Source organism: Membranihabitans maritimus (assembly GCF_021729145.1).
GTDB classification, from domain to species: Bacteria; Bacteroidota; Bacteroidia; order Chitinophagales; family Saprospiraceae; genus Membranihabitans; species Membranihabitans maritimus.
In genome coordinates this window covers 15,096-38,632 of record NZ_JAJSLW010000032.1, presented here as the reverse complement: position 1 = coordinate 38,632, position 23,537 = coordinate 15,096, and the positions used below count along the sequence as shown (strand labels likewise).

Sequence of the window (23,537 nt, the reverse complement as noted above, 5' to 3'; positions counted from 1 at the left end):
TCGGTAAAGGTCCAGGATTCGGTATAGGACCCACCGCATTCATCGTGCGAACCGGAGATGGTAGACATGACCTGTCCATCAATTTCGCAACTACCGGTTGCACTATTGGAATAAGCGATCATTTGCCCTGTGGGCGGTGCTTCGTTGCATTCAATGGTTTCGTCCTGGGGTTCATTGGTAAAGGAAGCTTCGGGGGCCGGATTTACGAAAACGGTACAACGAACTGCGACCATAGGTCTACCACAATCGTCGTTACCGGAATATTCAATAATTAGGTTTCCTCCACATGCATCTCCAGGTTGATCGATGATTATCCCGGAAACAGTACCGGAAATAAGACAGTTGCCGGTTTCACTATTAGTATAACTGGCATCAGGGATTGAAAATCCCCCTACTTCATCACAATCAAGTGAAGCTGGTAGCGATGGCGGACAAGATATAATTGGTAAGGAACCTGATGTAATGGTTATAGTCTGCTCGCATGTCTCTATATTATCGTCACTTGGATCTGAGGGGGTTCCGTTGTCGTCTGTAATAGTATATGTTACCATTACTTCACCGCCACACGCTCCTGTATGAGAGAAATTATCTTCGATAGTTACAGTTCCACAGGCGTCAGAAAAACTACCTCCACCGTCTTCAAATCTTTCGCCCGGAGTGGAAGGTATATTATCACAATCGTAGGTTTGGTCTGAAGGACAAGTCACAGAAAGGTCGCAACAAGATTGTATAGTGACCATTTTTGATATCATGTCCATATTGCCGTCATCATCGGTCACAGTCAAGGTCACCGTTCTTGTATCGGTACTGTTATAGCTGACTGTTTCCATTTCATTGGAAGAGTTGGAGGGAGTGGCACCGGTCCCGAAAGACCAGGAATAAGAATAGGGTGGAACTCCTCCTACGGTGGTTGAAGTAAAGGTTACGGATTCGAATAAATTTCCTGTGACACACTCATTGGTAAATTCGAAATTGGCAATTAAGGGTGTAGTAACAGGTTGGCTACTTGTATAGAAAGAGCACTTTGCTCTTGTGGTGGCATCGCACTCGATCATATTTCCTGGACACATTGGTTGACTGGCTGTGGCCCAGACAACGAGGGCGTCTTCAAAATTAACAGCACTTTGGCAATCCCAATCGAAGGTATTGGGCGCTGGTACGGTAAGTATGGTAAGGGTGTTCTGGGGAAGTGCGACATCAAAGCAGTATTCTACTGGAAAAGTTTGATTTCCGGAAGTAACCGTTCCTGTAATATAAATTCCATCCCGGTCAGAACTCGTATTATTTTGGATAACCATTGCTACGTATGTAACGGCGGGACCTCCCATGTTGCAGGCAGCTGAGGTCAAAGGTGTTCCATTGGCATCACTGGCCAAATATACTTCAGTAAGTTCAAAATCATTGGAAGTACAATTGGGATTATTATAGCAGGGGTGAGTAGCCTGGGCATAAGCACTCCCTACAGACGTAATTGATAAGAATAAAGAAATTAATAAGGAGAAAGTCCAGTAGAGTGGGGTATTGTTTTCTTTTTGATATAAGGTTTTAGCTTTCATAATTAAATAATTAATTTGAAATGTAAATAAGGGCGTCACTGTGTGAATTAGATATAGATATCCTATTTTAAATATTGCATGAAGCCATATTTAATTATATTTCTACTGAGGAATTAATTATTTATAAAAAGATCGGGTCTATAAAGTATATTAATTGCTTCATATAATTTATAGATTATGTAAAATAAAAAAGTTGTTTATTACATAATTTTTACCATAATCCGGAAAATCAAATCCGTATTAGTAGAGAACAGAATAAAAATCAGAATTCAGAGAGAATTACTTTGGTAGTCGTCGATGTGTCATATTTTTTCTTTTTAGGTTTAGCAATAGTCTATACGTTTCTTCTTTACCTGATTCAGGCATGGTGCTTATTTATGCTTTGAATCAAAGTCAATCTGTATTAGCATTATTAGTTTGGGGTGCTGATAATGCTAAAAAAAAGTTGTTAATAAAGTACTGCTTGGCTTAGCTATATAGGGTTTCTTCGGGTTTTAACTTTGGCCTCAATACTTAATATTGACCTCTAATATAAATTAAAGTATTTTAAATATCAAATAAATTAATAAATTATTTATTAAGAAATTAACAATTTGTTTTAGGTGATATTATTTTGCCTTATTTCAGTGTTTTTTAGCGATGATCTCACAAAATAAGAGGTGCTGATATTATTTAGTTCGGCAATCCGAACAAGTCCCTTCTAAAATCAGGTGCATTTGGTGAACTTCAAAGCCTTCAGGTAAAACAGGTCTTGAAGTATTAATTTCTTCAATACAAAGAGTTTTATCACAATTGGTACAGTGAAAATGAGCGTGATGATCATGATGTTTATGTTCTGTGCAGTGGCTGCCGCATAAGGCGAACTTGGAATTACCGGAAGTGTCTACGGTTTGGTGGATTAATCCCACTTCTTCGAAAGTTTTTAATGTGCGATAAAGTGTAACTCTGTCAGGGTCATGAAGTAAACCTTCAATATCTTTACTTGAAAGTGCTTTGCCTTCATTTTTTACAAAATTTTGCAAAACCAATTTTCGAAAAGTAGTCTTTCTTAATTTTGACTCCCTTAGTTTTTTGTCTACTATTTCATTCGCACTCATAATATTGCATTTCTGATGTCGAAATTACATAAATATATCCTGGAAATAAAACCAGTCCCGGAAGAAAAAGTTCAAGTTTGATACAGTCCCTTAATAGTGTTTCATAGGTATCAATATTTCTATTTTCTTAGGTGATAATCTGGGAGTTTTTACAATATGGAGTAGTTTGACTACAAGAAGAACAGAAATTTACATATGATCGGTAAGAAGCGTAACACTTGTTGATGGGGACATTTATGTGAGAAACATGTCTTCGATGTATCCCGACCTATTACTATTCCATATCCCTGTTTTCAGTGATAATAGGAATTAAAGCAGGAAACAAGGAATAGAAACGTTTTATCGTTCAAATCACCTTAACATATCAATTTTATTTAATTCAATTACGGTGTTTGAGATGTTTCTTATATTGAGTTTTTATAATATCAATTTGGTACAATGACAAGATGGTTTTTATTCACTTTGATTGCAATTAGTATTGTAAATTGTAGTGCCCCGGAAGAAAACCTTCAGCTAAAAGATAAAATTGTGCAAGTACTGGATACAGTCGAGGGAGATTTTGCTTTGGCCTATTTTAATTTCAATACGCAAGAGGAACTTTTGATTAATGAAAGTGAACCTTTCCATGCTGCCAGTACAATGAAAACACCAGTTCTTATAGAAGCGTATAAAAAGGCCCGGTCCGGATTTTTCGGTATTAATGATTCTATTTTGCTGAATAATGAGTTTTATAGCATAGTTGACAGCAGTCAGTATTTCTTGACAAGGGAATCAGATGGAGATCCGGAATTATATGACAGGATAGGTACGAGAATTGGTTGGCGGGAGTTGATGGAAAAAATGATTACAAGAAGTAGTAACCTGGCCACAAATGTTCTTATTCGGGAACTCAATGCCATTGATGTTACACAAACTATGAGAGAATTAGGAGCTCCTTCTATTCAGGTACTTAGGGGTGTGGAGGATATAAAGGCCTATGAAGCGGGATTGAGTAATTCAACGACAGCTTATGATTTACTTCAAATCTTCAAAAAAATTGGATTGGGGGAGGCGGTGGATTCCGCCGCTAGTGAGGAAATGATACAAATCATGTCTCGGCAGGAATTTTCAGATATTATTCCCGCCGAGTTGCCCCAAGATGTAAAAATTGCCCATAAAACCGGGAGTATTACAGGAGTCCGACATGATTCAGGTATTATTTTTTTACCAGATGGTCGCAAATATGTATTGGTATTATTGTCTAAGAATCTGAATAATGAGGATGAAGGTGTTCGTGCTTTAGCCAAAGTTTCAAAAATAATTTACGACGAAGTGGCTCAAAACTCGTTGCCGTTAGAATCGATAACCAATGGCTAGTTTGCCGGTAGCATCGAGATTGAGCACGGGCCAATCAGCTGCATTAAAAGAAGAATCATTAGAAGAGTAATTATTGACGAATGCCCTTCCAAGACCAAGTCCCAGCTCAAAAACAATGTTCTTTTTAGAAACCCATTTATATCCGGCATATATCCCCAAGGCAAATCGAAAACTCGTAACATCATCGGTTCCAGAAGTATACTTGATCTTATTTCCACCAATTCTGGCATAAGGACCCGCATGAAACTTGTCCAATCCCTTGTCGGAGTTGAAGTAGTATTTTCCCAAAGCTCTTAATCCATATCCGGTGCTTTTGAATTCATCTCCTAAAGCATCAAATCGGTTGAAGTTGTAATTTACAGTGCCTTCCAACCCGAAATTTTCAGAAAGTGGAGTTTCAGCTGAAACTCCTATATTGCTGAACAATAGGCCGAGAGGGTTTATGGTAACATCCAGTTGTGAAAATGCGGGAATCGAGAATAAACCTAAAATAAGGGTAAGTAAGGCGTTTTTCATAATAGTATTTTTTGTGAATTATTTTTACATAATTCGCAAATATAAATAATAAAATTATATGTTTTGAGAATGTTCAATGTAGTATATGGTATTTTCTCAGGACAGGACCCAAAAAGTCTCTATAATTTCTATTATCAGCATTATCAATCCTAAATAACAGGACACCTGAAGTTTGCGCAAACATTATGGCCTCTAACAGAACCCAGTATTTGGCAAGATCAATTAATTTTCCTGTCCAGGGAATTCTTTTTAGATTGTCCATGGGTCCTGTATTTATTCTTTTTTCTATTTGTGAATAATGTCAGAAGGATGAAAGGCTGTATTTTTGTTCCCTTTCTTTAATTCTACTTTGGTGGGAGGGATTTACTACGATAGATGTGTTGGATATAGAGAAATAGATAACTTTCATCCTTACTTCTGTAAGTATGTATGACGAATAATTCGATTTTTCTCCACGGAGGCATTTCTGATCCGGCTAGCAATTTATCACAGTTCTAACCAATGCGATGATTTATATAGCAGTAAATTAGGATTTCTCATTGTTGGAACCTTGTTTTCCTATTCCCCCGTCTGTTCTATTTTCTGAAGGGTGGGATAAGCCTATTCAAATATATATGCACTGTATCTTGTTTGTACTGCATTCGAACTATTTTTCGTCATCCTAACAAAGGGTAATGAATTTTTATTCAGCTGAACCTTCGTTAATCATTTTAGTCAAAGCAAGTTGAGTATTTATAATGTATTTGAGGTATATTTTTAATCAAAGAAACTATTTCAGACCTATTTCTCGTAACCTTTCATCAAGATATTCACCAGCAGAAATGGGTTCATATTTCAATGGATTCTCATCGGAAACACATTGATCAAGACAAGTCAAATCCATATCACTTACCGGGTGGAGAAAAAACGGAATTGAAAGCCTTGGAATATGCCATTCTTCTTTGGGCGGATTGATAACCCTGTGAGTTGTGGACTTGAGATAATCATTGGTCAGTCTTTGAAGCATATCTCCTACATTAATAGCTATTTCATCTTCTTCAGGGATCACCGGAAGCCATTTACCATCATTATTAAGTAATTGGAGTCCTCCTGCGGATGCACCTACTAATAATGTGATGAGATTTATGTCTTCATGCTGTTCTGCCCTTACAGCAGAATCAGGTTCCCTGGTAATTGGCGGATAGTATATCGATCTTAAAATACTATTTCCATCTTTAATTTCTGAATCAAAATAATTCTCAGGTAATTTCAGGAATAAGGCTATCGCCTTGAGGAGTTGTGCGCCCGTTTCTTCGAAAGATTTAAACAATTCAATTCCGGATTTAGTGAAGTCATTTACTTCCTCAACCTGAATATTATCAGGGTATAATTCTTTTCGAGGATGATCATTGTCAACGGCTTGGCCGATTTGAAAAAATTCTTTTAGATCGGGTATGTCAGAATGTTTTGCATGCTCTTTACCAAATGATGTATAGCCCCTTTGCCCAGCCAGGCCTTTGATTTCGTATTTTCGTTTTATGGGATCAGATAAGTTGAAAAAGTCACCGGAGGATTCATAAAATCGCTTTATCAGGTTTTGTGGGATTCCGTGATTTTTAACTATCACGAATCCCCATTTTTTGAAAGCAAAACCCAATTGATTAATAAATTCCTTTCTCTGGTCTTCGTTCCCTTCCTTAAATAGGCTCAAGTCTATTTTTGGTACAATATTTTCTGACATGGATGAATTTTTTGACAATATAAAAAGTTTGTAGCGAAAATTAATTATTTGAATACAATATGAGTGCCCGGTTATTTACGCGAAGGTTTGTATCTCGCATTGTCCATAATTGTTTGATAATCGGTATTATTGGCTAATACAGAAAGGGAAATTTCCGGATTTTGATTCATGTAGGATTCGATTATTTTATACCCGGTCCAGTTGGCTACCCTTCCGGGAGATTCAGGTGGCATACCAGGACTCGACGGTGCACGGTCTATATATTTGACAAATTTTCTGGCGTCTTGTTCATATAGCAGTCCACTGTCTAGTATGAATTGCCAAATAGATAATTCGTTTTCATTTACCCAATCCATTTGTTCGGGTGTATACATACATATTTTGTATAATTCAGTTTCGGGAAGAAACCTTGACATCACATAAAGAATCTTACCGTTTCGAATCATAAAGTCCAGCATGTTTCCATCAGTAGGAGGGGGTACAAGGTTCTCAGTGAGTGCCCGAATGGCATTGGAAGACATATACTCTGGTTTCATGGTTTGCTGGACGAAATGGGGAAATACCGAAGGATCATAGTATGGGTACTCACTTCCCAGATAAAAATCCAGTCCGATGCCGAGAATACCTGACCCGGTCACAAAAGTTCCGATTCCAAACTCAGATATATATGTAAATATTTTAGGCTTATTCTGCTCCGGAAAGTAATGCAAATAATAAGAGATTCCTATTTTCAATTCTTCTTTAAGATTTTCAAGAGCAGGGAATAAAATGTTTATGGTATCGGTTAGATGCTGAACTGCTTTTGATTGGCAATAGAATTTTACAAGACTGTCTATATGAATTGATTCTTGATTCGAAGGGAATATTACCTGATTGAAAAAAACATCAGTAAACTCCGGATAATCTTTTATTATTTGATTAATGTTATCCTGGGAATTATTTTGCCCCCCGGAACAAATCAATTGTTCAAACCGTGTGATTTCTATTTCTTCAGGGACAAGGTCTACATTTGTTCGATTATTAGAATCTAAATTACAGGAAGCTGAAATAAATAGAAACAATAATAAATATGAACATCTGGGAAGAGGTGATCCAGTGTTTGTTGAAATGGTTAAAATAAATGTACGTATTGTCATAGGTTCATTAAAATAGGTCCGATATCACCAATGGTTAACGCAAAGGAGTATTTGTTTATTGAAATTAATTGTCCACAAATGCTAAAAATAGTGGAATTCGATTTTTTTATCCAGGGGTTCGATTTTGTTTTGGAAAAATTAGGTTTAGATGTCTGATGATATTGAAATGATAAGAATATTTCTATATTTACTTTATTAGAGTAGTAATATACTATGAAGTTAAATAAGCATATAATTTTATTAGGATTCTTATTTATATTTAATTCTGTTGAAGCTCAGAGGATTGAAGAAAAGATATTGGATTTTCATGTCACACCTGTCTTTAGTCAGATAAACAGCTCCAGCGATTATATTAGTCCTAATGGCATAAATGTAGGATTGAAAATCGGCGCAAATGTTAATTTTTTGTTAGCAGATTGGGTAGGTTTTACCGCCGGTTTGGATTTTACACTTTGGTCAGGTGGTAATTTACTTTACAGGGAAGGGGGGAATTTTTTGCCTAAGTCAAAACTTTCGGACCCTCAGTATAATCAGGGGAATATGCCATTGCCTGATAATACAAGTATCAGGTATACATTAAATTATATTGAATTTCCCGTTGGACTTCAATTTAATCTACCCCCAATTGATGATTTTCGAATCTTTGCCCGTATCCCTACTATTACAACCGGATTCCGGAATAGAGCCCGGGGCACAATTGAGGCGGGCAACTTATTGTTGGAAAGTGAAAAAATTGGAAAAGACGTTTCTTTCTTCAATTTTATGTGGGGTATGGGACTGGGAGCAGAATTTGAGTATCGTGAAAAAGAGGTGATGGCTATGATCTTTCTCAATTCAGGCCTTTCTGATGTGACAAGGAACAAAGGAACGCAAGTGATTAATTCAGACGGAGGTAATCGTGTAATTACCGAGGATTCGAAAGCTGCTTTAAATCAGTTTGGTATTCAGGTAGCATTCAGGATTCGATAGGTTTCGAATTAACTAAAACGCTTTTATTTTTCAAATTCAATAATTATTCCCGGATATTTTCTTTTTGAATTCAGTTAGGACAATGCAAAATAGTATTGATCGTTTATCTTAGCGGATCTAAAAATGTATAAAGGAATGGAAGCTCAAGTTATAGATCAATTAAGAAATTTTATAGGACTGGGGTTAAATGAAGATGTGGGAGATGGAGATCATACGTCACTTGCCTGCATCCCTCCAGATCAAAGCTCCCGGGCTAAATTGCTTATCAAAGACGAAACGGTTTTAGCGGGAATCGAAGTGGCAGTAGAAATGTTTAGATATGCAGATCCCCATTCTCAGATTGAGCATCTTATGCGTGATGGAGATGTTGCCCAACCAGGGGACATTGCCCTTTATGTTGAAATGAATACCAGAGCATTACTTAAAATTGAGCGACTAATGCTGAATACGGTACAAAGAATGTGCGGTGTAGCGTCTATGAGTAGACGATATGCTGAAGCAGTTGAGAATTTTGATGTTTATATCCTGGATACAAGAAAGACAACCCCTTTGATGCGATTTTTAGAAAAATGGGCTGTAAGGATTGGAGGTTGTACTAATTACAGGAATGGCTTGTATGACCGAATAATGATTAAAGATAATCATATCACTGCCTCCGGATCCATTTCAGAAGCTATAAGCCACGTTCACAAGTATTTGGAAGATAAAGGGCTGGACCTGGATATAACCCTGGAGGTTCGTTCACAGAGTGAATTGGACGATGCATTGGCATCCGGTGGATTTCAAAGAATTATGCTCGATAATTTCACCCCTAATCAGATGATATCAGCTGTTCGTCAAATTGATGGCAGATATGAAGTGGAAGCTTCCGGGGGAATTACTTTCGACGATTTAACCAAAGTAGCCAGGACCGGAGTTGATTTCATTTCGTCAGGAGCATTGACTCACAGTGTCATGGCCAAGGATCTTAGCCTTAAAATAACCTGATTTCGAAATAAAATATTGAGATACAAAGGAATTGAGAATAGGAATAGAGATGCCTCTTTTTAAGTGGTAACTATATAATCGAAATTCTCCAACTTGAATTGAGACTTCGAATTTATTGTATATCCTCCATTGCTTTATCGGGATAAAGCAATGGAGGATATAAGTCCGAAGGGCAGAAAGTCGTCAAGGTTGGGAATTGTTTTATGTCCCTGTTATCTGAGGCCATTACAAATCTTTTCGCTAAGCATTCTCTTTAATGACAAGGTAATTGATCTTTTGTCCCAGATTGACGCTATCCTTACCAGGCCTGAATGGTATATATTCATCGAATTTTATTGGTAAATAATGGATGAAATAATAGAGGTGCCACTAGAAAAATGGTGGTATTGGGATAGTAAAATCAAATCACCTTGTAGAAGGGCTCGAATTTTTCGTATTCTTTTTTCAGGGGAAAAAAGCTGCTTTATATTGGCTTTTATTTGGGAAGGATTGCTACAAAGAGAATCTTCCTTTTTTGAAAAGTATTTAAAACAAATGAATTGATATATTGGATTGCTACCCTTTTACAAGGATACAATGTGAACAAATTAAAAAAAGACCGTCGGATAGCGGTCTTTTTTTTGTTTTAGTTGTGCTTTTTTAAAAAGAGTTTTTACGTGCTTATCATTAATACCTGAATCAAAAATCAAATCAAATATTCTATTTACTTCCAGGTTATTAAACTTGTGAAAGTGTTTTCAAATCAGCCACTCTTTTGGCGATGTCTTGTGTAGAAATATTCTGGAGTTTATCAAGTGAAAAGTCTTCTACACAGAAAGATCCCATTGCCGCACCGTAAACAAGACCCTGTTTAACGGTTTCAAAATCAGTTTTGCCCTGGGATGAGATATATCCCATTAAACCGCCGGCAAAAGAATCGCCGGCACCGGTAGGATCAGATATTTTGCTTAGTGGCATTGCCGGTGCAAAAAACATTTGTTCTTTTGAGAATAATAAAGCCCCGTGCTCTCCTTTTTTGATAATTACGTATTTTGGACCATATTGCAAAATCCGGTCAGCAGCTTTTACAAGGTTGTACTCATTACTCAACATTCTTGCTTCTTCATCATTGATACTAAGAATATCAATTTTTTTAATTACTTCCATAAGGGAATCCCGTTCACTATCTATCCAGAAATTCATGGTATCCAATACGATTAATTTGGGACGCTTACTCATTTGTTCGACTACACTCATTTGGACTGCAGGTGTGAGATTTCCCAAAAGAACATATTCACTATCTTTATAAAAGGGGGGTAGTTTAGGATCAAAATCTGCCAATACATTTAGTTCTGTGGCTAATGTTTCTCTCTCTATCATATTATCAGCATACTTGCCAATCCAGAAAAATGATTTTCCATTAGGTACTACATGGATCCCATCGGTATTTATGCCTCTGAGGTTCATTTTTTGCAGTTCATTTTTGGGCCAATCTTCACCGATAATAGAAACAAGCCTTATGTTGTCTTTTAAGTAAGATGCCGCCCAACTGGCATAGGTTCCGGCACCACCTATTACTTTTTCCGCTTTTCCAAATGGTGTCTCAATAGTGTCAAATGCGACCGTTCCAACGATCAGTAAACTCATAACTTTTTAATATTTTACATATGTATTCAAAAAAAAAGCCTTGCCGCTTGAAGGCAAGGCTACTAACGAAGTAACTGTATAATGACGTCAGTCTGGATCCAAATTTAATCTTTCAAGCCCAATCCTGCCTTTTCAGATATTTCAAGCATTTTTTCTATGGACTTGACACCCTTTTCAATTACCCACTCAGGCAAATTTACTTCAGGATTTTCATATTTCATACACAAATATAACTTTTCCATCGTATTTCTTTTCATATGCGGGCATTCATTGCAGGCACATTGATTATTTGGTGGTGCCGGAATAAAAGTTTTCTCCGGTGACCCCAATTCCATCTGATGGAGGATTCCTACTTCTGTGGCGACTATAAACGTATCACTTTCAGAATCTTTTGTGTATTTCAAAAGGCCACTTGTTGACCCAATATAATCTGCTTTATCCAAAATATGAGCTTCACATTCCGGATGTGCAATTAATTTTGCTTCGGGGTGTTGCATTTGCAATTTAGTAATTTTTTCATTACTAAATACTTCATGTACCATACAAGAACCGTTCCAAAGGATTAAATCTCTACCTGTTTTTTCTTGCAGGTATGCCCCTAAGTTTTTATCCGGGGCAAAAATTATCTCTTTATCCCTGGGGATACTATTAATAATATCTACGGAGTTAGTTGAGGTACAGCAAATATCAGTCAGGGTTTTCAATTCTGCAGTGCAATTGATATAACTAACTACAACGGCGTCTGGATGTTGTTCTTTGAATTTTTTAAACAAATGAGGGGGACAGGCATCCGCTAATGAACAACCCGCTTTCAAATCCGGCAGCAAAACTTTTTTGTCTGGTGAAAGCATCTTAGCTGTTTCCGCCATAAAATGTACTCCAGCGAAAACTATAATATCAGCATCAGTGGACGCAGCTTTTTGGCTCAATCCCAAACTATCTCCTATATAGTCAGCAATATCTTGAATTTCGGATTCTTGATAATAATGCGCCAGGATTATGGCGTTTTTTTCTTTTTTTAAACGTTCTATCTCCGCTTCCAAATCCAGGGAAGGATCAACTTCAATATCAAGAAATCCTTTCTTTTCAAGATCTCTCTTAGCTAAAACTAATTCGTTAGTTCCTGTCATAATTACCTCTAAATAAGTGAGCAATTTATAAAAAAACTTTTTGAAATAAGGAGTATTCATGGCAAAATATTCCTATAATTCTCAATATATAGGTTGTATCGGGCCCTTAATTACAGCTCTTTTTAATTAAAATACTCCAGAATACAAATTTCAAAGTTTCAATTATAGTAATGTAAAAACCACCTTATTTGTTTTAGTAAATTTCGCCTGGTAAAATTTTTGTAGGCCAGTGGCCATTATTATGATGTTCCCAAAATGAATATGGCTGGTATTTTATCTAAATAAGTTTTATCCACTTTTTTCCATTCATTTACTGACCGGGTTTTAGAAGTATTGTTATTATTGAATAAATCAGAAGAAATGGAAATTTTGAACTCTCCCGGACAGCTATTTAGGAGTTTATTCAGCGTTTTTACATTTCTATAAGGGGTTTCTATATAAATTTGGGTATACCCTTTTTCTGTTTCCTTTATTGCTTTTTTTATTTCACTATTAAATACTTTATTGTCAATGGGGAAATATCCGTTAAATGAAAACTTGTTTCCATTAAATCCCGAAGCCATAAGTGCGAGAATAATGGAATTGTTACCCGGAAGAGGTATTACCGGGACATTCCTGAGATGAGCTTCATAGACTACTCCATACCCGGGATCTGCAATTGCCGGGGTTCCTGCCTCTGATGTAAGTCCACATACCTTTCCGTTTTCCCAATGTTCATAAATTGATTGCCATGGGAATGACTTATCGTGTTTATTGTATTCGACGAAAATCCTATTATCAATATCAAAGTCAGGATTTATAGATCGTAACCATCGTCGTGTGGTCCTTATACGTTCGCAAATGAACACTTCTATGGAAGGCAGAATCGACACAAGGGTTTCATGTGGATGGTCATTATCCCCCAAAGCGGTAGGGATTAAGTACAGTAATGTCTGTTTCTTCATGGTATAAAGGTAAGGAGAAAAGGCGGGAGTCCGAAGCTGGAAATTGAAAGTCCAAAGATCGTCCCGTTATGAATAGAGTGATGTTATCTGGAACCTATAAGTGGAATATTGATACCTAGCTTACTCAGAATTATTACTTCAGGTACAATACTCGTTAACTCTCATTATATTTGTGATATGTTTGAAAATACTCCGGATCAATATTATATTAAGCTTCCGCAGTTTGAAGGACCTTTTGACCTTATCCTCTTTTTTATAGAGCGGGATGAAATTGATATACAGAATATCCCTATTTCAAGAATTACTAAGGATTTTCTCGAATATATCCAGACTATGGATCGATTAAATATTGAACTGGCTTCAGAATTTATTGTCGTAGCTGCTACCCTAATGCGAATAAAGACTAAAATGTTGTTGCCAAGGAAGGAGAAAGACGAGGACGGCAATGAAATAGACCCACGTGAGGAATTGGTTCAACGTCTTATGGAATACAAGCGTTTTAAATCTGTTTTGGAGGAATTACAGGATCTTGAACAAAAACGAAGCCGTATTCATCCCAGAGGAAATGTTGATAACGAGTTGAGGAAGTATTCCGAGCAAGTATTTGTTGAAGCTGAATGGGAGTCTGTTGATTTGTATAAACTGTTTCGCATGTTCCGGAAAGTTATGGTACGTTATGATACGGAGAAGAACAGAATCACGCATACGGTAGTAAACTTTAAATATACCATTGAAGATCAGCGATCGTATATCACTAATCTGGTTTTTTCCGGGGAGCGGGCTTCGTTTGAGGCAATCTTTGACCAGATGGAAAACAGATTACATGCCATAGTTACATTTTTAGCTTTACTTGAATTAGTGAATAGTCGCAAAATAAAAATTCAATTGGGTAATTCACGCAATTCCCTTTGGATTTCACCTGGAAGTGGTAGTGATGAAGAAGAATAATTTGATCTTTGTTTACGGCTCGTTAAGGGCAGCATCCAGTCATCCTATGTCGACTTATTTTAGAAGAAATTCAGAATTTATAAGTAAGGCATATATACTCGGTACATTGTATGATTTGGGTGAATATCCGGGAGTTGTTGTTCGTCCTGACAGCTTGTCCAGGGTTTACGGTGAACTGTATCGGATAAAAGAAAAGTATTATGAAGAAGTTATTGAAAGATTGGATTACTACGAAGGATATGATCCCGATATACCGGACCAGTCTGAATTTATTAGAACCACTGTCCACGTTTTCACGGACCAGGGGGTATGTGAATCACAGGTCTATCTCTATACTTTTGATAATATTCAAAATGAAATAGAGTCCGGAGATTATTTTGATCGTGATAAATGAAGGGATACCTTATCACTTAGATCCTCAAAAAAATCTGCTCCTTCTAGAACATCTCCATACTCTTTCACCTTTCCTTCTCGGGTAAGAATTTCTGCAATATTTAAAAATAGATAATAGTTGTTACTGAATAATTCACTCGTGGGCCACTCCCATATAATTTTGTCAATCCCGGAAATAAGGGAAGCCAGTACTTTATTGGTGTATTTTAATAAAGAGGTCTCCAAATCATCATTGCTTTTCCCAGGCTGAAGATAAACTCTTATTTTGGGCGTATAATGGCCATTTGTATGGTGTATATACTTGAATATACCTCTAATCAGGCCAATAGTAAAGAAAATATCACTTCCTGGAATAATCCATAATTCAGAAGGAGAAAGATCACTATTCCCGAATATTGATGTTAATTTCCGAAAAGCATTTCTAGGGATATTGCCGTCGATAAATTCTGCTGTAGCATTATCAGTAAATTTTATGGTGTCTTCAGATTTTTCAATTATTTCCCATCTCCTATCAGGAGAGGGGGGAACCAGGTTGGAGTCACCTGGAGCGTAACACACGGAAATATTATATTCTTCAAGGGTTTTGGTTACAGGTATATTCCAATTTCCGCTAAAAAGTATACCCTGATTGATGGTTTGAGAAAACTTTTGGTTCCTAAAGGGGGGGATGGTATTTCTATCATAGTAAGGCCGTATCTGTATAGCTGCATATCCTTCCGGGCTATAACTCAAATCCTCTGGCGATTTACCTTTCGTTTCTTTATAAAATTGTTTTTTCCAGTCTTCGTAATTATAGTTTTCAAACATTATCCGGTATTTTCAAGTTGACAAGATAAGTTAATATAAAAGAAAAGAGATTTGGAAAAACATAGAATATATTTTGATAATAATTCTACTACGCCTGTAGATCCCAGAGTAGTGGATATGATGTTGCCCTATTTTACTGAAAAACCCGGTAATGCCAATAGCAGGAGTCATCCATTTGGTTGGGAAGCAACAGCTGCTGTAGAAGAAGCTACTTCGAGATTGTCTGAATTACTGAGAATCAAAGAAGAGGAATTGGTCTTTACCAGTGGCGCGACGGAGTCCCTAAATCTGGCCTTAAAGGGATTAGCGGAAATTTGGGAAGGACAAAAGAATCATATAATTACGTGCAGCACAGAACATCCGGCTGTTTTGGATACTTGTTCTTATTTGGAAAAGAAAGGGCTGCAGATCACTTATTTGAAAGTGGATTCAAAAGGTCATATTGACCTGAATGAGATGGAAGATGCCATCCGTGATACAACAATATGTGTTGCTTTAATGTGGGCAAATAATGAAACAGGAGTAATTCACCCGGTAGTCGATATAGGAAAAATTTGTCGTAGAAAGAATGTATTTTTTGTTTGTGATGCAACCCAGGCAGTAGGTAAAATTCCGGTGCATCCAAAAGAGGCGGATATTGATTTAATGGCTTTTAGCGGGCATAAATTTTATGGACCTAAAGGGGTGGGGGGGCTTTATATGAGCTCAGATAAACCGAGACCCCGAATCAAAGCGCAAATACATGGGGGGGGGCACCAAAATGACCTTCGTAGTGGAACTCTGAACGTCCCGGGGATTGTAGGGATGGGGAAGGCTGCAGCGTTAGCAAGCCTGGAGATGAGAGATGAGTATATAAGGATAAAGGGATTGAGGGATCAATTAGAGAATTTATTGCTTGAAAATATAGAATCTACCTCAGTTAATGGCGATGATTATCATCGATTGCCCCATGTGTGTAATTTGTGTTTTAAATATGTAGAAGGTGAGCAATTAATGGTGAATATCAATTCATTAGTAGCAGTATCATCTGGCTCAGCTTGTACGTCAGCGAATCCGGATCCGTCCCATGTATTGCTGGCTCTGGGATTATCTGAAGGGGATGCCAAGGCTTCCATTCGATTAAGCCTGGGAAGGTTTTCCCTGCAAGAAGATATTATTCCTGTATTTGATATTATGAAGACAGAAATAGAAAAACTGAGAGAAGAAAGTCCGGTTTGGCAGATGTTCAAAGATGGTGTCGATCTGGAAAAATTTTAGGCAGTTGGTAAAAACAATTAACAGAATTAGATCTTCAATGGAGTTAGAATAAAATTTAGAGTTCCGAAATGTAAATGTATAATAGATATCTTTCGGTTTAACTACAAAAATATTCAAGTTAAATAAGGAGCTCCCGGTTAATGAAAAGTTGTATTTATCAAATCAATTTGGAAGAGTTTCTCGATCGGCAAGCAGTGTGATGGAGGAAGGATATAGAAAAGACAATATCAAAAATATTTTTCAAGTAATTTGAGGATGCTGAAAGGGAGAATTCTGAAACCAAGATTTCGCTTTATTCTATGTAAGATTGCGTGTATATTCCAGGAAGAAAATATGAAGACCCTTTTGCAAAACTAACGTAGTAGAGCGAATATTTAGCCATGTTGTGCATAATCCTGAAAATTCTAGACTCAATAATTGACTCTATTCAGCCTCTCAGGTCGAAAAGCTGCTGCCAACTATGATTTGAAAACTGCTTATTTGAACTGTATTCACCTTTCTGTTGTTTATTGACTATATTTGTGTTAATGAAAAAATGAAAGTATGCTATTTGTAGGTGATAGTGCCAAATCAAAGATTGACGAGATAAGAAATGCAGGCGAAATAACCGAGAATCATTTTGTACGCGTAAGTGTAGTAAGTGGCGGTTGTTCCGGGTTGTCATATAAGATGGATTTTGATACGGAACTTGCAGATGACGACCAGATATTTGATGACAATGGCGTACGGATAGTAACGGATTTAAAAAGCTTTTTATATTTATGTAACACAACGTTGGAATTTTCAGGTGGGTTGAATGGTAAAGGATTTTACTTTGAAAATCCAAATGCTACTCGTTCCTGTGGTTGTGGTGAAAGTTTTGCAATATAGATTATTCCCCAGACAGATAAGACTTTTCTAAATAAACGTTTTCTGACTATATTCTCATATATAGCGGTATTATATTATTAAAATCATAACTTTATTTAATAATTATTTTGTAATGATACTCGTTATTAATCGTTACAAATATGTTATAATTTCGTATTTTAACAACTGAAAATAAATCGCATCATGAGTTTGAAAAGTAAAAAAGTTGTTGTTTATCTTACTTCTCTGTTTTGTATCGGTTTTCTACTGTATGGATGCTATAAAAATCCAGTAACAGGTAAGAAAGAATTGAGTTTTATGAGTGAAGAAAAGGAAAAAGCGATTGGAAAGCAATCTGATCCGGAAGTTGTGGCTCAATTTGGCTTATATGAAGATGATAAAATCCAACAATTTATAAATGAGAAGGGACAGGAAATGGTGAAAGTGTCCCATCGGCCGAACTTGGATTTTGAGTTTAAGGTGCTCAATTCACCGGTGGTAAATGCCTTTGCATTGCCTGGTGGCTATGTCTATTTTACCAGGGGTATTTTGGCTCACTTCAACAATGAAGCGGAATTTGCGGGAGTTTTGGGCCATGAAATAGGTCATGTTACGGCAAGGCATGGAGCGGAACAATATACCAATCAAATGTTATCACAGATCGGGCTCATTGCCGGTTTGGTTTTATCGCCCACGGTACGGCAATTCGCAAATGAAATTTCTCAGGGGATACAATTGATGATGTTGAGTAATAGCCGTGAGAATGAAAGTCAATCCGATAGATTGGGTGTTGAATATTCTACCAAAGTAGGGTATGATGCGAATAATATGGCTGAATTTTTCCGGACGCTGGAGCGTTTGGGAGATCAATCAGGAGCCAGTGAAATCCCTACATTTTTATCTACCCACCCTAATCCGGCTGATCGGCATGATAACGTCCACGAATTGGCAGCGGAATGGCAGTCAAAGGTGAATGAAGGTCCTTACGAAATAGACAGGGGAGATTACCTGGACATAATTAATGGAATCATGTATGGTGAAAACCCCCGGGAAGGGTATGTGGAAAATAATGTTTTTTATCACCCCGACCTGAGATTTACATTCCCGTTTCCAAATGGTTGGAAATTGGCAAATTCTTCTTCACAAGTACAAATGGCACCTGAAGATGGATCGGCAATGATGGTTATGAGTTTGGCTCAGGGGAATTCCCTGAGGGAGGCGGCAGATGCCTTTATACAGCAATACCAGTTAACATTGGTCGAAAGTAATTCCAAAAAAGTAAATGGTTTTAATTCGTATCAAATTGTTGCGGATCAAGTAAACCAGCAGACACCCGATCAAAGTGTAAGGTTGGTTGTATACTATTATCAGGATACCCGGAATGATCTGATATATCAAATATTAGGTGTTGCCCCAAAAAATAATTTTAGTAGTACGTCCAATTACTTTTTGTTTACGATGGACAATTTCAAACGGCTTACGGAATCTGCGAAGATTAATGTCCGGCCGGAAAGAATCAAAGTAGTACAGGTCCCATTTTCAATGACGTTGGAAAATGCTCTTCGCAGGTTTAATATGCCAGTGAAAAGATTTGATGAACTGAGTATTCTCAACAGTATGAACCTAAATGATGAATTAAAAGCCAATCAAAAAATTAAGGTAGTAGAAAAGTATAATCCTTAAGTAGTGTGGCGATAGGATCTCTTACAACTTATTGTACTAAAGTAGCTTCTTTTGGGGCCTTGAAAAATTCGGTGGGTTTACTTTTCTCCGATAAGTTTACTTTTTCGAAAGTCACCAAATTTTTTGGGGCACCAACTTTACCTTCATGATATTCATGCCATTGGATAGTTTTAGGAAGAAGAAGGTCATTTGCTATTTGCCATTCTTCGTATTTGATAATATTGAAATTATTACTTTTTTCACCTGAGAAAAAAGTAGCTGTGTATGCCAACCATTCCATCTGGTAGTTTTTTTCATTGTAATACAGGATATACTCATCTTTTGGGGAAGAACCGATATCCGTTCCATAAGAAATCCGAATACCGGGAAATTTATAATTGTTGTAATACAATGTATCCGCTGATTCATACATTATCCCATTGTCCCCAAGTACAAAAGGCATAGAGAAAAAATAAAACATAAGATTGTAAGAAAATATCGCATTGCCTTTGAATGCAGCGGTATCCTTTTGAAAAGTCCAAATGTTTTTGCCATCAAACCCTAATTGGTGAAGCGGGCGGTTTATTAAACTATATCTATTTTTTAAGTCGGTGGTAATGGTTTCATCACCATTATCCCGGGGGATACTGAATTGTAAAGTGGACATTGAATTCCAGGTATGTATTCCTCCGTGTTGCCTGAAAATTTGGGTTAGCTCATATGGATATTGGTCAGAATGAGTAGGTTCATTTGAAGATTGGCAGCTGAACAATAGGTACCCGGTTACGATCCCCAGGATGACGCTATTACTTTTTCCAAGGTAATTTCTAATGGACATAAATCATTTATTTAGACCTTGAAATAGTATCTTTTCGTTTTCAACAAGGCTTGAAACCGTTTCTTCAAGAAGCGGTTTATTTTCATATATCTGTTCCAGGTCTACTAATTCTACCTTTCTGAATTCGATTGGGTGGCTTTCACTTTGCAATGAAATATATCCTTCTGTCAACAAATTGCCATCTTTCTTTACCTCCGGGTTATAGGCAGAAACACTCCCACCACCAATTTGGGGTTTTGTATATTCGAGTACAATTTCACCTTCCAGGTAATGTCGTACCAAAGAATCTTTAAGTACCAGAAAAGAGGCTCGAACCCATTGTTCGCCGTGGTAGGTTTTTGAACTTGAACTGACGCAGTGTGGGGTGAAAAGCTCATTGTCCATTACTACATTGGTCCCGGGTGTACATAGGTTTGATGTAGTTCGTTCACTTTCGCCATCCCCTCCGAGCAATTGGCCTTCTATACTGATGGGAAAGTCCTGATCTTTGCCCATGGTCGCCGGATCCTGACAGTGGAGCATAGCACCACTATTTCGTATAGCCCAACCGGGACCATCGTGTATTTGATCCCCTACAAAGCGATATTCAATAGATAGAAAATAAGCGGCGTAAGGATTTTTATAAAATAAGTGTCCAAATTGCTCTTCGAAATTATCGTATTGATCATAGTTGACAACAATTTTACCGTCATTAACCGAGAAGGTGTTATTGAAATTGTTTCCAAAATCCTGATATCTGATCTTAGGCGTCCAATCGGTTAAATCTTCACCATTAAATAGTTGCTGCCATTCAATTTCAACAGATTTTTTTTCTTCTTTGGATGATTCATTGCTACAAGCAAAAAGGGAAATAGTAATTATAAATAGTACGGAAAATGAAAGGAGCCGGTTTGTCATTTTTTAGGTGTTGTGATAGTTATGTGTTATAAATTTGTAATATAAGTAAAATATAATTTTCACATTCTTTATACACTACATATTCCTTTGAAAGGTTGTCTATACATGGGAGTAATTCAGATGGCAGGTTATATTAAATTATCCAGTATGAGCTTTTTATTTTTTAAAACCCATTGATTTAGGTTTTTGATTTTCTGCTCAGAATTTAGTTTATTGATAATATTACTTCGGTGTTTTTCAACCGTTCTGAGTGAAATAGCTAATTCACCGGATATATTTTTGCTATTTAGCCCTTGGGTTATAAGGGAGAGGATCCTTTTTTCAGATAGGGTGAGTTTTTTTAATGAATTTATTAATAATTTCCCTTCTTCCAAAACTTCTTCGTATTCACCCAGCGGGAAAAAATATTGTCCTTCGATGACTGTACGGATGCACTCTTCAATTTGTTTAATGGAATTTTCCTTTGCCAGAAAGCCTCGGATGTTGAGGGTTTTGGCTAGAGCTATAAAGCCGGGATCCTGATGATAGGAGAGGAATATTATTGTAGTGGGAATCTTTTCACTCTGGCATTCTCTAGCTACATCTACGCCTGACATCTTAGGCATTTCAATATCCAGAATTGCAATTTCAGGTTTGTTTTTTTTGATGTGTTTGAGTGCTTCATCCCCGTTGTAAGCCAATGAGACTGAATTATATCCTTTTTCTTTGAGAAATGTAGATAATCCTTTTAGTAAAATCGGGTGGTCATCTGCTAATAGAATCTTTGTGTCTTTCATAAACCGGAATTTTTAGGGTAATTACCGTTCCTTTGTTTTTCTTCGATTGTATATCGAGGTGGCCCCCGATAATTTTACTTCGCTCACGAATGGAATTCATTCCGAGGCCGGATATTTCAGCTTCTTCAAGTTCGAAACCTTTACCATTATCCTGTATTCGAATAAATATGTCCTTCTTTTTAGGGAGGATTGAAATGGAAATAGTAGAGCATTCGGCGTGTTTCAATATATTATTTAATATTTCCTGGACAATGCGATACAAGTGTAATTCATGTTCTTCATCTAGTAAATTATCAATCCTTTCAATATGATGAGAGACTTCAATGTCATCGGCGTATTTATTTAGATTTGTACATAAATATTCCAATGCTGCCGTAAGACCAAAATTGGAAAGAATGGCAGGATGGAGAGATCTGGTAATAGACCTTAGTTCGTCAAGTGAACCTGATACCATCTCCGAAACATCATTATAACCCAAAATATCCAATCTGTTTTTGATGAGTATCAATTGTTGACTTAACCCGTCGTGCAAGTCCCGGGAAATTTTACTTTTTTCAAGCTCCTGACTAGATATCAACCGTTGAGAAAAATTTTCCTGAAGCTTGTTTTTTTGAATCGCAAATTTTCGGGACTTATAGAAATAAAAAACAGTAAATATCACACCAATGACCAGAACCACTATAGCCCACCTCATTAAAATTAATTTATTTTGTGCTGATAAAAGTTGTATAGAGGCTTCTTGTTGCAGGATTGTTTTATCTTTTTTTTCTGATTCAAATAATTGATTGTAATAGAGAAATTGATTGTTAATTCTCAAGTCTTCCAGGCTGTCTTTCAAAGAACTGTAATTTTTCAAAGCTTGTAATTCCAACTCTCTTTTGCCCCATTCATTATACAAAGTGCTAAGAGTCTCGTAAAATCGCAATCTCATCGAAGCCTTTCTGGTAGTCTTGGCATCTTTTATCAATTGAAGGATAATATTTTCAGCAGCTGTATAATTACCATGTAAGTGATAATTTGAAGCTTTGCCTATTAGATAATAGCTTTTTACCCAAGCTCCGTGTTTGTCAGGAGAATACAAATTTTCCAACTTCTTAAAGTAGAATTCCGACGAATCAATTTGCCTCTTTTCTGTATAGTACAATGTATGAAACGTATAGTTTACAGCTTTTACATAGTCTTGTACTGTAGATTGATGTTTGGAATATTCGTTGGCTTGTTTCAAATGATATAATCTCTTCTCTTGATTGTTTCGCTCTTTATTTTCCATCGCTGCGGTGAGGTGGGCGATTGTGACGATGTCAAAAGCTTTGTTTTCTACCCCTACTTTATAAATAATATTTCTTGCGTTGTTCGCTTCTTTATACAAAGAGTTGAGACTATAAAGAGAAGCAAGCCCCGACTGGGTCCAAAGGTACATACCCACATTTTCCTGTTTCAAAAATAAATCAGAAGCTTTGTTAAAGTGGATGATAGATTTCAATATATTCCAGTGGTTGGCATACACTTCTCCCAGTTTCAAATGGGCATATGAATAACTATATTGCGTTGTATCCACTGCGACATCTAATATGGTTTTGAAAATGTCAATAGCATCGTCAAAATTATTATTGTATATGGCAATTTCACCTCTCTGGACCAAATAGTTGGTCCAGGCTGTAGTGTCTGAAATCAATTTCTGATAAGGTATAACGAGGTCTAGTACTTCTTTAGCTTTTTGATGGTTGACTTGATGGGAGAAAATATAATGGTCTGCAACAGAAGTTACCAGGTTCAATATGGTATCCGGAGCGTTTTGACCGAGATAATAATTAATAGCCTCTTCTAGAAAGTCTGTGTACTCCTCGTGGTAAGAAATGTCTGAAGACTGCTCGTACTCCAGAATGTATTTTGCTCTTGCACCAGGAGAATCTATTGTGTTTAGAACTGCCGTAAACTTGCTATATGATTCCTGTGCACATATATATTGTCCACTAAGTAAAAATAGGAGTAATATTATTGTATTTTTGAACATTACTTTGTACTTACTTGAATATAAATGTTTGACTTTCAAATATTGGAAACTAAAATATA

Annotated in this window: 22 protein-coding genes; 8 read left to right on the top strand and 14 right to left on the bottom strand. The window is 36.8% G+C overall.

Annotation, left to right across the window (positions count from 1 at the left end; genetic code table 11):
* On the bottom strand, nucleotides 1-1,556 hold a 1,556-nt coding region (locus LVD47_RS22525), incomplete at its 3' end, for a PKD domain-containing protein (protein ID WP_236980857.1).
* A 668-nt stretch (nucleotides 1,557-2,224) separates the two neighbouring features.
* Nucleotides 2,225-2,653 carry a Fur family transcriptional regulator gene (locus LVD47_RS22520; protein ID WP_236980855.1) on the bottom strand — a complete coding sequence of 143 codons (429 nt, stop codon included), beginning with the start codon at nucleotides 2,651-2,653 and terminating at the stop codon, nucleotides 2,225-2,227.
* Nucleotides 2,654-3,091: 438 nt separating this feature from the next.
* Between LVD47_RS22520 and LVD47_RS22515 the strand changes: the two genes are divergently transcribed.
* On the top strand, nucleotides 3,092-4,009 hold the full coding sequence (locus LVD47_RS22515) for a serine hydrolase (RefSeq protein ID WP_236980853.1): 918 nt from the start codon (nucleotides 3,092-3,094) through the stop codon (nucleotides 4,007-4,009).
* Here LVD47_RS22515 and LVD47_RS22510 read toward each other — a convergent pair.
* The 4 genes from LVD47_RS22510 to gldB all read right to left on the bottom strand — a co-directional run bounded on the left by LVD47_RS22510 (nucleotide 3,986) and on the right by gldB (nucleotide 7,381).
* Nucleotides 3,986-4,525, bottom strand: a complete 540-nt coding sequence (locus LVD47_RS22510) for a DUF3575 domain-containing protein (protein ID WP_236980851.1) — start codon at nucleotides 4,523-4,525, stop codon at nucleotides 3,986-3,988. The two genes, LVD47_RS22515 and LVD47_RS22510, sit on opposite strands and share 24 nt — an antisense overlap.
* Before the next feature lie 73 nt (nucleotides 4,526-4,598).
* Nucleotides 4,599-4,787, bottom strand: coding sequence for a hypothetical protein (locus LVD47_RS22505; protein WP_236980849.1), 189 nt, complete (start codon nucleotides 4,785-4,787; stop codon nucleotides 4,599-4,601).
* A 507-nt stretch (nucleotides 4,788-5,294) separates the two neighbouring features.
* Nucleotides 5,295-6,245: an isopenicillin N synthase family dioxygenase gene (locus tag LVD47_RS22500; RefSeq protein ID WP_236980847.1), complete on the bottom strand. Its 951-nt coding sequence runs from the start codon at nucleotides 6,243-6,245 to the stop codon at nucleotides 5,295-5,297.
* A gap of 71 nt (nucleotides 6,246-6,316) precedes the next feature.
* Nucleotides 6,317-7,381: a gliding motility lipoprotein GldB gene (gldB, locus tag LVD47_RS22495; RefSeq protein ID WP_236980845.1), complete on the bottom strand. Its 1,065-nt coding sequence runs from the start codon at nucleotides 7,379-7,381 to the stop codon at nucleotides 6,317-6,319.
* Between the two features lie 213 nt (nucleotides 7,382-7,594).
* On the opposite strand from gldB, the gene LVD47_RS22490 reads away from it, so the two are divergent.
* The gene (locus tag LVD47_RS22490; RefSeq protein ID WP_236980843.1) at nucleotides 7,595-8,350 is read left to right on the top strand and encodes a porin family protein; all 756 of its coding nucleotides are present in this window, start codon (nucleotides 7,595-7,597) and stop codon (nucleotides 8,348-8,350) included.
* Between the two features lie 135 nt (nucleotides 8,351-8,485).
* Entirely contained in the window at nucleotides 8,486-9,337 is an 852-nt protein-coding gene (gene nadC, locus LVD47_RS22485; protein WP_236980841.1) for a carboxylating nicotinate-nucleotide diphosphorylase, read from the top strand.
* Nucleotides 9,338-10,054: 717 nt separating this feature from the next.
* Here nadC and LVD47_RS22480 read toward each other — a convergent pair.
* The 3 genes from LVD47_RS22480 to LVD47_RS22470 all read right to left on the bottom strand — a co-directional run bounded on the left by LVD47_RS22480 (nucleotide 10,055) and on the right by LVD47_RS22470 (nucleotide 13,037).
* Nucleotides 10,055-10,963, bottom strand: coding sequence for a PfkB family carbohydrate kinase (locus LVD47_RS22480; RefSeq protein ID WP_236980840.1), 909 nt, complete (start codon nucleotides 10,961-10,963; stop codon nucleotides 10,055-10,057).
* 104 nt (nucleotides 10,964-11,067) lie between these two features.
* The gene (nadA, locus tag LVD47_RS22475) at nucleotides 11,068-12,093 is read right to left on the bottom strand and encodes a quinolinate synthase NadA (protein WP_236980838.1); all 1,026 of its coding nucleotides are present in this window, start codon (nucleotides 12,091-12,093) and stop codon (nucleotides 11,068-11,070) included.
* Nucleotides 12,094-12,332: 239 nt separating this feature from the next.
* Nucleotides 12,333-13,037 carry an SAM-dependent methyltransferase gene (locus LVD47_RS22470; protein ID WP_236980836.1) on the bottom strand — a complete coding sequence of 235 codons (705 nt, stop codon included), beginning with the start codon at nucleotides 13,035-13,037 and terminating at the stop codon, nucleotides 12,333-12,335.
* Nucleotides 13,038-13,214: 177 nt separating this feature from the next.
* Between LVD47_RS22470 and LVD47_RS22465 the strand changes: the two genes are divergently transcribed.
* Nucleotides 13,215-13,985 carry a segregation and condensation protein A gene (locus LVD47_RS22465; protein WP_236980834.1) on the top strand — a complete coding sequence of 257 codons (771 nt, stop codon included), beginning with the start codon at nucleotides 13,215-13,217 and terminating at the stop codon, nucleotides 13,983-13,985.
* Nucleotides 13,972-14,379, top strand: a complete 408-nt coding sequence (locus LVD47_RS22460; RefSeq protein WP_236980833.1) for a gamma-glutamylcyclotransferase family protein — start codon at nucleotides 13,972-13,974, stop codon at nucleotides 14,377-14,379. Before LVD47_RS22465 ends, LVD47_RS22460 begins: the two co-directional genes overlap by 14 nt.
* On the opposite strand, the gene LVD47_RS22455 is transcribed toward LVD47_RS22460, so the two are convergent.
* Nucleotides 14,358-15,185: a hypothetical protein gene (locus LVD47_RS22455; RefSeq protein WP_236980832.1), complete on the bottom strand. Its 828-nt coding sequence runs from the start codon at nucleotides 15,183-15,185 to the stop codon at nucleotides 14,358-14,360. The two genes, LVD47_RS22460 and LVD47_RS22455, sit on opposite strands and share 22 nt — an antisense overlap.
* Before the next feature lie 51 nt (nucleotides 15,186-15,236).
* On the opposite strand from LVD47_RS22455, the gene LVD47_RS22450 reads away from it, so the two are divergent.
* From LVD47_RS22450 to LVD47_RS22440, 3 genes are all read left to right on the top strand, one after another.
* On the top strand, nucleotides 15,237-16,442 hold the full coding sequence (locus LVD47_RS22450; protein WP_236980831.1) for a cysteine desulfurase family protein: 1,206 nt from the start codon (nucleotides 15,237-15,239) through the stop codon (nucleotides 16,440-16,442).
* Nucleotides 16,443-16,985: 543 nt separating this feature from the next.
* Complete coding sequence (locus LVD47_RS22445) at nucleotides 16,986-17,312, top strand: HesB/IscA family protein (protein WP_236980830.1); 327 nt, start codon at nucleotides 16,986-16,988, stop codon at nucleotides 17,310-17,312.
* A 183-nt stretch (nucleotides 17,313-17,495) separates the two neighbouring features.
* Nucleotides 17,496-18,974 carry a M48 family metalloprotease gene (locus LVD47_RS22440; RefSeq protein ID WP_236980829.1) on the top strand — a complete coding sequence of 493 codons (1,479 nt, stop codon included), beginning with the start codon at nucleotides 17,496-17,498 and terminating at the stop codon, nucleotides 18,972-18,974.
* Nucleotides 18,975-19,002: 28 nt separating this feature from the next.
* Here LVD47_RS22440 and LVD47_RS22435 read toward each other — a convergent pair whose 3' ends face one another.
* The 4 genes from LVD47_RS22435 to LVD47_RS22420 form a co-directional block, all read right to left on the bottom strand.
* Complete coding sequence (locus tag LVD47_RS22435; RefSeq protein WP_236980828.1) at nucleotides 19,003-19,791, bottom strand: DUF6503 family protein; 789 nt, start codon at nucleotides 19,789-19,791, stop codon at nucleotides 19,003-19,005.
* Nucleotides 19,792-19,794: 3 nt separating this feature from the next.
* Nucleotides 19,795-20,688 carry a 3-keto-disaccharide hydrolase gene (locus tag LVD47_RS22430; RefSeq protein WP_236980827.1) on the bottom strand — a complete coding sequence of 298 codons (894 nt, stop codon included), beginning with the start codon at nucleotides 20,686-20,688 and terminating at the stop codon, nucleotides 19,795-19,797.
* Between the two features lie 128 nt (nucleotides 20,689-20,816).
* Nucleotides 20,817-21,464: a response regulator transcription factor gene (locus LVD47_RS22425; RefSeq protein ID WP_236980825.1), complete on the bottom strand. Its 648-nt coding sequence runs from the start codon at nucleotides 21,462-21,464 to the stop codon at nucleotides 20,817-20,819.
* Entirely contained in the window at nucleotides 21,433-23,478 is a 2,046-nt protein-coding gene (locus tag LVD47_RS22420; RefSeq protein ID WP_236980823.1) for a tetratricopeptide repeat-containing sensor histidine kinase, read from the bottom strand. Before LVD47_RS22420 ends, LVD47_RS22425 begins: the two co-directional genes overlap by 32 nt.
* Nucleotides 23,479-23,537: the final 59 nt, after the last annotated feature.